This window comes from Phaeodactylibacter luteus (assembly GCF_007993045.1).
Classification (GTDB): Bacteria; Bacteroidota; Bacteroidia; order Chitinophagales; family Saprospiraceae; genus Phaeodactylibacter; species Phaeodactylibacter luteus.
This window is the reverse complement of sequence record NZ_VOOR01000034.1, coordinates 20343-33901: the sequence shown is the minus strand read 5'-3', so window position 1 is coordinate 33901 and position 13559 is coordinate 20343. Positions and strand designations below refer to the sequence as shown.

Annotated in this window: 11 protein-coding genes; 2 read left to right on the top strand and 9 right to left on the bottom strand. The window is 54.7% G+C overall.

Annotated features, from left to right (window positions below):
* Positions 1–90: 90 nt before the first annotated feature.
* The 5 genes from kbl to FRY97_RS23465 form a co-directional block, all read right to left on the bottom strand.
* Positions 91–1278, bottom strand: a complete 1188-nt coding sequence (gene kbl, locus FRY97_RS15260) for a glycine C-acetyltransferase (RefSeq protein WP_147168421.1) — start codon at positions 1276–1278, stop codon at positions 91–93.
* Between the two features lie 17 nt (positions 1279–1295).
* Positions 1296–2246 (bottom strand): NAD-dependent epimerase/dehydratase family protein, encoded by a 951-nt coding sequence (locus FRY97_RS15255; protein WP_147168420.1) that lies wholly within the window; start codon positions 2244–2246, stop codon positions 1296–1298.
* A 177-nt stretch (positions 2247–2423) separates the two neighbouring features.
* The gene (locus FRY97_RS15250) at positions 2424–2885 is read right to left on the bottom strand and encodes a type I restriction enzyme HsdR N-terminal domain-containing protein (RefSeq protein ID WP_246141757.1); all 462 of its coding nucleotides are present in this window, start codon (positions 2883–2885) and stop codon (positions 2424–2426) included.
* Positions 2886–2904: 19 nt separating this feature from the next.
* Positions 2905–4005: an Omp28-related outer membrane protein gene (locus FRY97_RS15245; protein WP_147168419.1), complete on the bottom strand. Its 1101-nt coding sequence runs from the start codon at positions 4003–4005 to the stop codon at positions 2905–2907.
* Between the two features lie 108 nt (positions 4006–4113).
* Positions 4114–5451 (bottom strand): MATE family efflux transporter, encoded by a 1338-nt coding sequence (locus tag FRY97_RS23465; RefSeq protein ID WP_246141755.1) that lies wholly within the window; start codon positions 5449–5451, stop codon positions 4114–4116.
* Positions 5452–6105: 654 nt separating this feature from the next.
* Between FRY97_RS23465 and FRY97_RS15235 the strand changes: the two genes are divergently transcribed.
* The gene (locus FRY97_RS15235; protein WP_246141753.1) at positions 6106–8184 is read left to right on the top strand and encodes a S9 family peptidase; all 2079 of its coding nucleotides are present in this window, start codon (positions 6106–6108) and stop codon (positions 8182–8184) included.
* A 255-nt stretch (positions 8185–8439) separates the two neighbouring features.
* On the opposite strand, the gene FRY97_RS15230 is transcribed toward FRY97_RS15235, so the two are convergent.
* Positions 8440–9018, bottom strand: a complete 579-nt coding sequence (locus FRY97_RS15230) for an acyl carrier protein phosphodiesterase (RefSeq protein ID WP_147168417.1) — start codon at positions 9016–9018, stop codon at positions 8440–8442.
* Positions 9019–9100: 82 nt separating this feature from the next.
* A complete protein-coding gene (locus tag FRY97_RS15225; protein ID WP_147168416.1) occupies positions 9101–9307 on the bottom strand; it encodes a hypothetical protein in 207 nt (68 codons plus the stop codon).
* A 155-nt stretch (positions 9308–9462) separates the two neighbouring features.
* Here FRY97_RS15225 and FRY97_RS15220 point away from each other — a divergent pair, with 155 nt between their 5' ends.
* On the top strand, positions 9463–10119 hold the full coding sequence (locus FRY97_RS15220) for a YggS family pyridoxal phosphate-dependent enzyme (RefSeq protein ID WP_147168415.1): 657 nt from the start codon (positions 9463–9465) through the stop codon (positions 10117–10119).
* A 190-nt stretch (positions 10120–10309) separates the two neighbouring features.
* Here FRY97_RS15220 and FRY97_RS15215 read toward each other — a convergent pair whose 3' ends face one another.
* Positions 10310–12634: a TonB-dependent receptor gene (locus FRY97_RS15215; protein ID WP_246141751.1), complete on the bottom strand. Its 2325-nt coding sequence runs from the start codon at positions 12632–12634 to the stop codon at positions 10310–10312.
* A 126-nt stretch (positions 12635–12760) separates the two neighbouring features.
* Positions 12761–13330: a hypothetical protein gene (locus tag FRY97_RS15210; RefSeq protein ID WP_147168413.1), complete on the bottom strand. Its 570-nt coding sequence runs from the start codon at positions 13328–13330 to the stop codon at positions 12761–12763.
* Positions 13331–13559 lie beyond the last annotated feature (229 nt).

Here is a 13559-nt window from a genome sequence, read left to right as displayed (position 1 = left end):
ACTATTTGCGGCAGCTACAACCAAAACGAGCCTACAGCACGTTTTGCTGCAAGCTCGTTTAGCAGTGGCCGGTAAAGTAAGGCCGCTTTTTTAGATGACGCCAAGCTCCTTGCCCACTTTCGTGAACGCTTCAATCGCTGCATCTAAATGCTCTTGATCATGAGCAGCCGACAGCTGAGTCCGTATACGGGCTTTTCCTTTCGGCACTACCGGATAGAAAAAGCCAATGACGTACACCCCCTCTTCCAGAAGCCGGTTGGCAAATTCCTGAGAAAGTTTGGCATCATAGAGCATGATCGGGACGATAGGAGCTTCACCGGGAAGGATGTCAAAGCCAGCAGCTGTCATTTTTTTACGGAAGTACCCCGTATTCCATTCCAGCTTGTCCCTGAGGGTAGTCGAGCCAGACAGCAATTCGAACACTTTTATCGATGCGCCGACGATAGCCGGGGCCAGGGTGTTGGAGAAGAGATAGGGCCGGGAGCGCTGCCGCAGCATATCCACTATTTCTTTGCGGGCAGCCGTAAAACCGCCTGACGCTCCGCCAAGGGCTTTGCCGAGGGTGCCGGTGATGATGTCTACCCGCCCCATCACATTGTGGTGCTCATGAGTGCCCCGCCCCGTTTTGCCTATAAAACCGGTAGCATGGCAATCATCTACCATGACCATGGCGTCGTATTGGTCTGCCAGATCACAGATTTTATCCAAGCGGGCGATGTCCCCGTCCATGGAGAAGACCCCATCTGTGGCAATCAGGCGGCGGCGGGCAGATTGGGCTTCCTTGAGTTTTTCCTCCAGGTCAGCCATATCGCTATGCTTGTAGCGGTAGCGGGCAGCCTTGCAAAGCCGTATGCCGTCAATGATAGAAGCGTGGTTCAGCTCATCCGAAATAATGGCATCCTCCTTGCCTAGCAGCGGCTCGAACAACCCTCCATTGGCATCAAATGCAGCTGCATAAAGGATGGTGTCCTCCATGCCGAGGAATTCTGCGATCTTCCCCTCCAAGGTTTTATGGATATCCTGCGTGCCGCAAATGAAGCGTACGGACGACAGCCCGAAGCCATGCGTATCGATAGCCGCCTTGGCTGCTTCCAAGATGTCCGGATGGGAGGAGAGCCCAAGGTAGTTGTTGGCGCAGAAATTGAGGACTTCCCCTGTATTTTGGGTTTTTATGGCCGCAGACTGCGGGGTGGTGATGATCCTTTCTTCCTTATACAACCCGGCATCGCGGATTTCTGATAGTTCCTGCTCCAGAGCAGGCTCAACGGATTTATACATGCTTATCGGTTTGATTTTCAGATTTCAGCATAATCGAGCTGCCGAAGGTGTTCCAGCATATCCGCGGTCATCTTCGGCAGGTCAAATTCAGCAGACCACCCCCAGTCTTTGCGTGCTTCCTCGTCCTCAATGCTCTCTGGCCAGCTTTCTGCAATCTGTTGGCGGAAGTCGGGCGCATAATCCACTTTGAAGCCAGGGACATGCTCCTTGATCGCAGCAGCTACTTCAGCGGGCGTAAAGTTCATGCCAGAGATGTTGTAGGAGGTCCGGATCCGGATCTGCTCGGGCGGGGCTTCCATGATTTCAAGGGTAGCCCGGACAGCATCTGCCATATACATCATCGGCAGGCGGGCATCTGCTGCAAGGAAGCAAGTAAAGTCTTCCCCTCTGACAGCGTAATGGTAAATATCCACTGCATAGTCGGTAGTCCCTCCCCCCGGCAAAGATTGGTATCCAATGATGCCTGGATAGCGCACCGACCGTACATCCACCCCATATTTTTTATGATAATAATTGCACCAGTGCTCTCCTGCTACTTTGCTGATGCCATAGACGGTCTGTGGCTGCAAGACGGCATGCTGTGGCGTATTCACCCTAGGCGTCTCCCCCCCACAAACTGCAATGGAGCTGGGGTAAAACACTTTGAAGCCAAAAGCCTTTGCTGCCTCTAGGATATTGAACAAGCCTGTCATATTGATTTCCCAGGCCCATTGTGGATCTTGTTCGCCCTTGGCCGAAAGGATGGCGGCAAGGTGGTAGACTTGTGAGGGCCGGGCCTGCTCCATAAGCGCAAAGAGGGCTTCCCGGTCTAGCACATCAAGCACTTGGAATGCGCCCGTGGGGGCTTCCGGCTTACGGATGTCTGTAGCGATAACATGGTCTTTGCCGTAACGGGCACGAAGCTCAGTGGTCAGGACCGTACCAATCTGCCCATTGGCCCCGGTGACCAGGATGGTTTCGGTTTTCATAAATTTGGTTAGTGCGTTTGTATGGTTACCGCAGTATCGCGGCCCCGGACAAAGTTGGTTAAGCTCTGAGCGGGCTGATAATTGTGCGCGGCCAAGCTTACTGACGTGTCAGTATCTTAACACCAAGGCAAAGGTATCTGTTTGCAGTGAGATAATCATTGCGCCCGCAGCGAATAATTAATCCGGCTGCAAGGGCAGCTGATCCAAGTAAACAAAGGACTTTTGAGCGTAATCGAGCCAACAGCAGTAGGTGTGCAGGCCATTGGTGACCACCAGGTACTTTACTTTCAGGGTGGTGTTGTACCAGGACACCTGATCGAAAGTTTCCTGAGAGATCTTTACTTGTGGGGCTTTGCATTCGATGAGCATAAAAGGGCTGAGGGCTTTGTCGTAAACCAGAAGGTCGAAACGCCTTTGCAGGGTATTGACTTTGAGCCCACGCTCCATAGCAACCCGGTTCTTGCTGTAGCCCAGTTCATCGGTCAGGTAGCAGTAAAAAAGCTGGCGCACCATCTCTTCAGGCTGAAGCACCAGCCATTTTCGGCGCACTGCATCGAATATCAACTTCTGCCCTTCTTCGCCCCGTTTCACCTTAAGGGAAGGCTGAAAGCGGAGCAGGTCCAAATCCAGTATCATCATTTGATTGTCGGCAAAAGCCTTAAGGCACGATCATCCGGCAAGTACCGACTTCGTTGCTATGGGCAAGGCGGACCAGGTAAAGCCCTGAAGGCAAGCCTTGTGCGTCCACTTCAAAGCTGTGCCGGCCAGCCTGCAGCGGCCCTCTGAACACCGGCCGCACCCGTTGCCCGTTGATGTTGAACACGCTCACTTCCATCATTTCTACAGAAGCAGGCAGATTGAGGTCAAGGCTTGAGGAAGCGCTGTTGATGGTCGGTGTAAGGCGGAAAGTATTAAATACCTGCCATTCGGCTGTAGAAGCCAGTACCCCCTCCCGGTCTTGATTGGTATTCAGCACCTCGTACCCGCTGCCCGTATCTTCCCAAAGCACCGCTGCAGCAATCAGCCTGCCATCGCCCAGGCCGAAAAGGTCTATCCCAGCAGCCTCTAAAGTTGAGAAGGGGATGTAGAACTCATGTGCTGTTTCTGTGCCTTGGGCAGTAGGGCCAGAAGCGATCACCTCTCCGAAGGTATCCCCGTTCACCGCCATCCGGATGACGTTCTTGTGCTGTGCCATATTGCCCTGCCCGCTCTGCGTGCCGATGAAGCTCCGTTCAACAATATAGACGGCCAAATTGACCGTTTTATCGGTTTCCTGAAAGAAGTGGGTCTTTACCTTTACCAGCAGACTGTCATTCCCGTTGAGGGTGGCAGAGATGCCAGCCTGCACTACAGGCGGCTCTGCGTTCATCTCGGCTACACGCTGCTGTACTTCAGCCCGCACATCAGAGATGTTCCCGCTGTTGACCCCTAGGTTCTCATTGTTCAGGAAAAAAATCGGCTGCCCAAACCCGCCGAAGTTGGCGACGACCGCTACGGAAGCATCGTTTTCGTAAAGGCTGCCTGCATAGTGCGCAGCTACCACCAAAGCATCGTCCCCTACATCGCTCAGCACATCATTGAACAGCGACCAGCCGTAACTGCCGCAGGGGCCACACCATGAAGCCGTCCGCTTGGTGATCATAGGGTGGCTCGTCTCAGGGACAACGATAACCTGGCAGCCAGCTTGTTGGGGGAAGGCAAACCATAATGCAGCAGCTACTAGTGAAAAGGAAAGAATGGTTCGGTTGAGGTGCTTCATAGATTGGGTAGTTTTCGGCACAGCGGGTTATCTGCTGCACCGCACAAACAAATGTAATCATAAATACCCAAAATCAGAAAACTTGGTTTTGCCCCCCAAACGACAGCTTCATACTTCCAAGCCGTGCCAATGCCGGGAACGAAGGTACCAGAAAATGGCTGCCATCATGACCACCCAGTACAATATTTCTGATGCCCATGCCCACGGGAGCCCCCAATCTGTGTAGTTGACCACACTATAAATATACCCGAGGTAGACTACGGCGCTCACCGTTTGGATGATCAGCCCGTAGAAGGTGGCGCCTGTGCCTGCCATACCATTAAAATAAATGCTCCCCACTGAGAAGGCTGTCAATATGCCTACCAATACATAAAACACAGGCTGTGCAGCAGAAATGAGGGACATATCCTCCCCGCCCAGCAGCGGATAGAGCAGTTCGTGGGGGAACAGCACCACAGGCAGTGCGATCAGCATAGTGGTAAGCCAAGACAACTTGGCTGTTTTCCAAATGATGGGGAGAACAGCCTGCCGCTTGCGCTGCCCTATAAAGTTGCTTACCATGGTGTTCACCCCGGAAGCAAACCCCCACGTTGGGATGGATAAAATCAGGTAGACCATGCGCACCAGGTTGGTTATGGCCAGCTCGCGCTCGCCCAGGTTTTCCACTATCCCAAAAAAAACAAACCAACTGCCCAAGCCCACAAACGATTGGGCCACGATAGGGAGCGCCAGCTTATACTGCTGCCGGATCAGGGCGAGGTCGATATCCGGAAGCCGGAAAAGCCGGTAAGCCCTGGCTTTCTTATCGAAAAAAATATAAACCAAGAACACTGCGAAAGCCACCACCTCAGCAATCGTGCTCGCCAGGCCCGCCCCAGCGATCCCCATAGCTGGCAATCCCCAGTGCCCGAAAATGAGCCCGTAGTTGAGCGCTATATTGACGGCCCCTAAAATGATGGTGTCTACTATAATGAACGAGGTGCGCGCCAAACCGGTGTACAGGGCGATGACCGCGACGCCCACATAACTGAAAAACACGCCCCACGAGCGGGTGGACAAATACGCCAGGCTTTTCTCAAATATCACCTCGGAGTTGACGAACAACCCGAAAAAGTAATAGCAGCCGTACTGCATGAACAGGAACATCAGCAAAGCCAGCGCCGCTTCGAAATAAACCATTGCGTAAAACGTGCGCCCTACTTCCGTCAGCTCCCGCTCTCCTGCACGCCGCGCTATCATGATCTGCCCGCCTCTGGAAAAACCGTAGCCAATGGCCGCGATGACCAGGTAAAAAACCCCGACGAAACCAATGGCCGCAAAATCTTCTTCGCTCAGGTGGAATAGAAAGACACTATCGCTCAGGGCGACTACATTCTGGGCAGCGCTGCCCAGCATGATGGGGGCAGAGATCGCAAGAATTTGTCGGTATGATGTCCTTAAGCGCATTCGGGGCAAATGTAGGCAGGCCGGCTAAGATTTTAGCAGTTATTTACCCGGTTATTTCCAAAAAGAAGGTGACCTTTATCATTTACCGCCCTACCGCTAACCTAATATAGCGTTTGCTTGGAGAACTATAAGCCATGAGGATCGAAGATCAGGGCGCTGGTGAAGCTGCTACATTTAAGCTTAGCTGGCTGAATGAAAACAGGGCGTGAGCCAAAATGTAGCAGGCGCTAGCACTGCCATGGCATCGGCCTAGCGCTGCGAAGGGGTGGCAAGCCCGACAGGGCCGAGCGAAGAGCGAGCCCCGCAGCATAGCGGCACCTGCCCGTTGGGCAGGGGCAGGCCCATCACGCGAAGCAAGCTGGGCAGGCTCCCATCCTTACGGCAGGGGCAGGCCCCTATCCTTGCGGAGGGGGCAAGCAAAAAACGACAGCCTGGTGAATATAGTACCTGAGCCTGGCCCATCAAGCGTGGATTGGCAATAAGAACGAGCGCCAAACAGGCTTTTACTGTTTTTGCAGGTAAGGTTAAACTATTACCCTTTAAATATGCTTTGATATGTCGAAAATTCATTTGCTGGCCGCCGGTGTAGCTGTGTGCTTGCTCTCTGCCTGCCAACCTGGCGAGTCGCCGGAGCCTCCAAAACCAACAAGCAAAATGTTTGAACACCAGGACCTGCCCCAGCCCGTGGCAGCCAAGAAGCCGAAAACGCTCTCTATCCATGGCGATGACCGCACCGATAACTACTATTGGCTAAACGAACGGGAAGACCCCGAAGTCATCGCCTACCTCGAAGCTGAGAATGAATACAAAAACCAGGTGATGGCCCACCTGAAGCCCTTTCAGGAAAAACTCTACGAGGAGATCGTGGCCCGCATCAAACCCGATGACACCTCTGTGCCTTACAAAGACAATGGCTACTTCTACCTCACCCGTTTCGAAGAAGGCAAGGAGTACCCCATCTATTCCCGCAAAAAAGAAAGCCTGGATGCTGAAGAGGAAGTCATGCTCGATGCCAATGAACTAGCCAAGCCCTACAGCTATTTCGCAGTCGGCGGCCGGAGCGTAAGCCCGGACAACCTCCTGCTGGCGTACGGAGAGGACACCCTGAGCCGGCGGATTTATACCCTGAAGTTCAAAAACCTCAGCACGGGCGAGTACCTGCCTGATGAAATACCGGGCACCACGGGCAGCGCAGTCTGGGCCAATAACAACAAAACGGTTTTCTACACAGTAAAAGACCCCGTCACCCTGCGCTCATACAAGGTTATGCGCCACGAGATCGGCACCCCCGTGAGCGAAGACGTAACGGTGTTCGAAGAACAGGACGACACCTTCATTGCTTTTGCCTATAAAACCAAATCGGACAAATACATCGTGGCTGGCTCCTACGCCACCCTCAGCCAAGAGTACCGAGTGCTCGATGCAGATCAGCCGCAGGGGGAATTCCGCATCATACAGCCACGGGAGCGCAACCTGGAGTACAGCATCGCCCACTATCAAGACAAATTCTACATCCGGACCAACCTCGATGCCCAAAACTTCCGCCTCATGGTCACCAATGAGGACAATACCGGGAAAGAAAACTGGACGGAGGTCATCCCGCACCGAGAGGATGTCCTTCTCGAAGACATGGATATCTTTAAGGACTACCTCGTCCTTTCTGAACGCAAAGCGGGCATTACGCAAATCCGTGTGCGCCCCTGGGAAGGACAAGAGCATTATATCGATTTCGGAGAGGATGCTTACATGGCTTACACCTCTACCAACCTGGAATTTGATACCGATGTGCTGCGCATGGGCTATACTTCCCTCACCACGCCCAATACCACCTATGATTACCACCTCAAAACCCGGGAGTTCACCATGCTCAAACAGCAGGAGGTCGTTGGCGGGTTCAACTCCGACGATTACGTTTCGGAGCGGATCATGGTCGAGGCACGGGACGGTGCCAAGGTGCCGGTATCCTTGGTTTACCGCAAAGGTTTCAAAAAAGACGGCAGCCAGCCGCTGCTGCTCTACGGGTATGGCTCTTACGGAGCAAGCATGGACCCCTACTTCAGCTCCGTGCGCCTAAGCCTGCTCGACCGCGGTTTTGCTTACGCTATCGCCCACATCCGTGGGGGGGAAGAGATGGGCCGCCAATGGTACGAAGACGGCAAACTGCTGAAAAAGAAGAATACGTTCACCGACTTTATCGATTGCGGAGAATACCTCATTCAGAACAACTACACGAGCAAAGGCAACCTCTATGCTATGGGCGGCAGCGCAGGCGGGCTCCTGATGGGCGCCGTCATCAATATGAAGCCAGACCTTTGGAGCGGGATCATCGCTGCGGTACCTTTTGTAGATGTGGTCACCACCATGCTAGACGAGTCCATACCCCTTACCACAGGAGAGTATGACGAATGGGGCAACCCCAACGACGAGACTTACTATACTTACATCAAATCTTACTCCCCCTACGATAATGTGGAGGCCAAAGCCTATCCGCCTATGATGGTCACTACCGGGCTGCACGACTCACAGGTGCAGTATTGGGAGCCTGCAAAATGGGTGGCCAAACTCCGGGAAATGAAAACCGACAACAACCCCTTGTTGCTCCATACCAATATGGAGACCGGGCATGGCGGGGCTAGCGGCCGGTTCGAACGCTACAAAGAGACCGCTATGGAATATGCTTTCCTCCTAGACTTGGCAGGACGGGCTGATGTGACAGCGCCCGTAAAGGACTAAGCGCTTATTTTGTGCGGCTTCGATTTGAAAACCAAGGCTTTACGCTCGCCTGTTGTTCCAACATAGCTGGCAGTTTTTTGGCGAAGCCGCTACATTTGAGCTTAGCGGGAAATGAAAATTTAGTACAGAAGCCTAGATCATCAAGCGTGGATTGGCAATAGCAACGAGCTCCAGGCCTGCGCTAAGCAGTTCAAAATCTAGTTTGGATCAATGGCCCGCCTTTTTGGCGGGCCATTGCCCTTTATAGCACCCTGTTCAAGGCTTTGGCAAGCCTACAAAATCCATAACCTGTGGGAAGAAAACCTGGAATTCCTGGTTGAGCTCCGGCAACTGTTGGCGGAGTGTATCCAATGCCCCATCCATGAGCTCAGGCCGGCTCATCCTCCCGCCCATGCGCTTCAAAGTGTAGGCTATGCCATCGTAGGTGCCATATTTCTGCAGCCAATCATCCGCAATCATCTGAGGGACATAGCTCCGGACCGGCTCCGGCATCAAGTGGAGATGTTTTTCTAGCGCACGATATGCCCTTTGCGCAAAATCGGGCAACGGCTCAGCCGCAAAACCCGCCCAATTGACGGTCAGCAGGTAATCGTAAAAGATATCTATGAGCACTGTGGCGTATTTGGAATGCCTGCCGTACATCCGCCTGACCCCCTTCCGCACCAGCGGGTGCTGATCAGTGAAGGAATCGATCTGCCGGTGCAGCCGCACCCCTTCCTGTACCGCATCCGGTAAAGCAGCCACCTGTTGGTTGTTGAGGTAATCGCCCAGAAAATTGCCGGCCATCAAAGGCTCATCCGTTCCGGAAAGGAAAAAGTGCGCAAGGAAATTCATACTGCAGGTTTAGCGAAGTACCCTTTGGGTACACTTCGCTTGCCGCAAAAGTTCAGCCCGCAAAAAGATACGCACCCCCAAGTTATGGGCGGGGCACATCATCGAGCCCCTCTGCTTCTTGTGGCAGCCCGAGCCATTCGGCCACCGTTTCCGGCAGCAGGTCATTCAAACTGGACTCGCTGCCAAAAGCCAGCCAGCCAGCTAGCCCAAGGTGGAAAACAACGGTGAAAGCCAACGCTTTGGTACGGATGGAGCGGGCAGTGCGCAAAGATTGCTGATAGTACATCATGGGGAGGCAGTTTGGTGATGTTCAATGCGTATACCAACGGCTACCGGCCGGCCGATATTTTCCGCAGCCGCCTGAAATTGGAAAAAGGCCATACATTGCTCTTCCCCTAGCACAACCTCGCCGCCCCCTGAGTGTTAACGAATAAAAACCAGCACATGAATTTCAAGGAGATACTAGATGCGCTTTCTCCTAGCGGCACACAGCTCGTTGCTGTCTCAAAAACCAAGCCCAATGACCAGATCATGGGCCTGTATCGGCAGGGGCAACGGGCTTTTGGGGAAAACCGAGTGCAAGAGCTGACCGACAAGCACGAAGCCCTCCCCAAAGATATACAATGGCACTTCATAGGGCACCTGCAGACCAATAAGGTCAAGTATATTGCCCCCTTTGTACACTTGATCCACTCCATCGACCGGGCTAAAATCCTGAAAGAAGTCGACAAAAGGGCCGAGCAGTCTGGGCGTACGGTTTCCTGCCTCCTCCAATTCCATATCGCTGAGGAAGAATCCAAGTTCGGCTTCGACCTGGAAGAAGCCAGAGCTATGCTCAGCAGCGAGGCCTTTCGGCAAATGCAGCACGTACATATTGCCGGGGTCATGGGCATGGCCACCTTTACCGATGACCAGGAAAAAGTGCGCCGGGAGTTCCGCCAGCTGCGTGCGATCTTCGAGGCCTTGAAAAAAGAATACTTCCCCGAAGAGCCCAGCTTTAAGGAAATATCGATGGGCATGTCCGGCGATTACCCCATCGCTATAGCAGAAGGCAGCACTATGGTCCGCATCGGCAGCCTGCTTTTTGGCTCCCGCGGGTAAAAAACAGCTTGCACCACTCCAATTGCAGGGCAAGCTGATCGGGCGCAAACCAGATTGTCTTTTTTGGGGCCTGCCCCTGCCCGTTGGGCAGGGAGCCGCTATGCTGCGGGGCTCGCTGTCCGCTCGGCCCTGTCGGGCTTGCCACCCCTCCGCAGCGCTAGGCCAACCCACACCCCAGGGCGCCCCCTTTTCAAAACCGAGCTGTAAGGCTGAAGAAAAAGTTGCGGCCAGGGCCGGAAACACCCGAGCTGTACGGCCGGTACCGCTGATCAGTAAGGTTTTCCAGCCCCGCGGACAACTGCCAGGACGCGCTGAGAAAAACCCTTGCCCGCACATTGAGCGTATACCAGGCAGGCGCGTACGCCCGCCCCTCGGCATCTAAGGCGTATATCTCTGTTTTGCCGCGCTCCTCGACCGCCAAGCCCTCGGCCTCGCGCTCCGCTTGGGCCTGTGCCCAGAGCGATATTTCAAAGCCCTCGCCAGCATAACCAACCTGGGCCTGCCCAAAAGCTGGAGCAGCATGGCGGGATGGGCTCACCTCCCCGTTGTCGAGCTCCTCCTCCCCTTTCTGCCAGTTCAGGTGCAAGGCGGCCCGGAAGCCCGATCGGCTGTGCGCTTCTACCCTGCCCTGCAGCCCAACCACCCGGCCTGCTGCCGCGTTCTGAATGGCTTGCACCTGGCTCAGCACGCCATCGTAAAGCAGGCTGTCCTGCCCGTTGAGCGAAAAGTTGCGCCGGACCAGAGCACGGTCCAGATAAGAATAATACCCCGTCACCTCCACTTCGAGCCATTCCCAAGAATGTGCTGCCCCTACATCGGCACTCCAGGCATACTCTGCCTTCAGCCCAGGGTTGGGCACCGTTACGGCACCTGGCTCAGAATCAAAGACCTTGCCGATATCGTCCACATTTGGCGAGCGGAAGGCCGTCCCCAGGTTGGTGCGCAATGCCCAACGCTCAGTTGGCCTCCATACCAGGCCGGCCGAGCCCGTCAGGGCGCCGTTGCTGAGGTCCGCACTACGGAAAGGGAGGTCATAAAACCCGGGGTCGAATTCAGCCGAAAGCACATAATGGTTGTACCTAAGCCCTCCCTGTAGGGTCACCGCTGAAGCCAGCTCTACCCTGTGGGCCAGATATACCGCCATAGATTGCCACGAGGCTTGTGGATAGCGTGGCGCAGCAGGAGCAATGGCTCCTGTGAACAGATCGGCATCTGTGCCAGTGGATACTACATCGTTACGCACCCATTCCAGCCCATAGCGGGTGAGGTGGCCATCGGGCCAAGATTTTTCAAAGTCAGCATTTGCGCTCAGCGCTGCCACCCGCTCCACCCGCTCACGCTGTACAGGGCTGTTGAAGCCGCGGTCTATCCGGCTTTCGCCAAACTGCTGATGAGCCAGGCTGATGCGCGCACGGTCGTACAACGGCCCGTTTCGAAAGCTGGCAGACAGGTGGTTCATCATCCATTCCTGCGGGCCATAGTCCCATTGGGCATAGCGGGGCGCGCCCTGCCGCATACGGTTGTGGCGGTCATAGCGCCCGTAGGGCGAAGTAGCAGAGTAATGGAATGCATAGCGCAGCTCGATGTCCTCATTAGCCCGGAAGTGGACCTTCTGCATCAGGTTGAACTGATCATAAGCCGTAGGCCGCTGTTCAAGCGGGTCTTCTTGAAAGGCCACCTCGTCAATGGTATCCCGCCGTTGCACAAAGTAGGGCTTCAGGTAATCTTCGGGGCCGTGCCGCCCCTGCCGTAGGTGCCCAAAGCTGTTGTAGGTGAAGCTCGTCAACACCGCCCACTTTTCCCAACCTATGCTAGCGTGGAAATGCCCGGTGCGCTCAGCGTTGGCCGTAGCCCCCCTCAGGGTAGCCCCACCACGTACTTCGCTATTGCTGCCCCGCCCATAGACGGGCGACAAGGTCTCGAAGCTCATGACACCGCCCACTGCATCACTGCCGTACATTACAGAGCCCGGGCCAAAAAGCACCTCTGCTTGTTCGGTGGCAAAAGCGTCAAGGGAGATGACATTTTGCAAATTGCCGCCCCGGAAGATGGCCGTGTTCATCCGTACGCCATCCACTGCGTAGAGCAGCCGGTTGGCAGCGTAGCCCCTGATCATCGGGCTGCCACCACCCTGTTGGCTTTTTTGGATAAAAACCTCCCCAGAAAAGCCTAGCAGATCAGCCATAGTCTGTGGCTGAAGGGCAGCAATATCCTCTCGCTGCAGCGTACGGATCCGCCCCGGCACCTGGCCCGACCATTCCGGCAAACGGGAGGCAGAGACCACCACCTCGTCCATGATGATATGTGCCGGTTCTAGCTCGACAAGGAAAGAATCTGACAGCAGCTCCGCCCAAGACAAGGCCCGGCTTTTATAGCCTAGCGCACTCGCTTCGAGCTTGAGCTGCCCTTTGAGCGCAGACACATCGGCCAGCCCGTCGGCATCAGCAATGGCCATGTGCCCGCCACCAGACAAGGTAGCACCTGGGATCACCGCTCCATCATCAGTATTTATCACTTTTGCCAGTTGTGCATGGGCACAAATAGGACAGACAAGGCAAGCCCCAATAAGGGCTATGCTTATTAGTTTCATTTGATAGCTATTGAATGTGAAAGGGCTGTGAGGGCAGGCGCCCTGCCCATATCAAGCCCTGCAAATGGCATTTGGCACGCTAAATAACGGCAGGGGCCTGGGCGGGGGCAGCAATGGAAGGGGGGCTGCCCGCCCGGAAAAGCTCAGTATGGCAAAAAGGCTGGGCAGGCGGCCCTGGGCAAGGCAGGTGGGCCAGTACAAAGAGGGTGCCCAACAGTATAATTGCGTACAATAACAGAACCAGCGGGCAGAAGCAGCCTGCTGTAGGGGATCGGATTGGAAAATGCCCATCCAGAACTGCTTCAATTCTTTTTTGATGAGGGACTCTGCATGATCCCAATAACAGGTGTAATGGACAGAATCGCCTTCCCAATCTACCGCTATAATGTCATACATCTGCCCGTGGTAGGCAAACTCCCGGCTGTGCTCCCAGTCCAGCTCCTGAAGAGCGCCGGCAACGGAAAAGGATAGCCGGACCACTTCAGCAGGGGGCAGGCCCTTACGGATGGTGGCCGCTACCGCTTCCTTTACCTGTGCCCGGCGCAGCTCGAGGCTGCCCAGCGTCAGCAACGAAGGGAGAAGGAAAGCAACGAGCAGGAATATCCCGGGGGCCCGGTCCATAAAACAGGGATTCAAGGTAAAGAGACAAGATACCAAAATCTTGTATTTTCGCGTATGCGCTTTTTAGCGGCAGCTGGCAAATCTCGCGTTAATACAGTGCACTGGCCTTCCGGCAATGCCGAAATTTGCGCCAGCCAGCTCCTCCAGCACTAGGTAATTGCCTACCTTTGCAAAGAGCACATTATGGCTTGCCCCAGCGCCAAGGCGCGAGCCCAATCCCAAAACATGA

Excerpts from the sequence above, each read along its gene's own strand:
- kbl (WP_147168421.1), bottom strand. The coding sequence starts at position 1,278 with ATGTATAAATCCGTTGAGCCTGCTCTGGAGCAGGAACTATCAGAAATC.
- FRY97_RS15255 (WP_147168420.1), bottom strand. The coding sequence starts at position 2,246 with ATGAAAACCGAAACCATCCTGGTCACCGGGGCCAATGGGCAGATTGGT.
- FRY97_RS15250 (WP_246141757.1), bottom strand. The coding sequence starts at position 2,885 with ATGATGATACTGGATTTGGACCTGCTCCGCTTTCAGCCTTCCCTTAAG.
- FRY97_RS15245 (WP_147168419.1), bottom strand. The coding sequence starts at position 4,005 with ATGAAGCACCTCAACCGAACCATTCTTTCCTTTTCACTAGTAGCTGCT.
- FRY97_RS23465 (WP_246141755.1), bottom strand. The coding sequence starts at position 5,451 with ATGCGCTTAAGGACATCATACCGACAAATTCTTGCGATCTCTGCCCCC.
- FRY97_RS15235 (WP_246141753.1), top strand. The coding sequence starts at position 6,106 with ATGTTTGAACACCAGGACCTGCCCCAGCCCGTGGCAGCCAAGAAGCCG.
- FRY97_RS15230 (WP_147168417.1), bottom strand. The coding sequence starts at position 9,018 with ATGAATTTCCTTGCGCACTTTTTCCTTTCCGGAACGGATGAGCCTTTG.
- FRY97_RS15225 (WP_147168416.1), bottom strand. The coding sequence starts at position 9,307 with ATGATGTACTATCAGCAATCTTTGCGCACTGCCCGCTCCATCCGTACC.
- FRY97_RS15220 (WP_147168415.1), top strand. The coding sequence starts at position 9,463 with ATGAATTTCAAGGAGATACTAGATGCGCTTTCTCCTAGCGGCACACAG.
- FRY97_RS15210 (WP_147168413.1), bottom strand. The coding sequence starts at position 13,330 with ATGGACCGGGCCCCCGGGATATTCCTGCTCGTTGCTTTCCTTCTCCCT.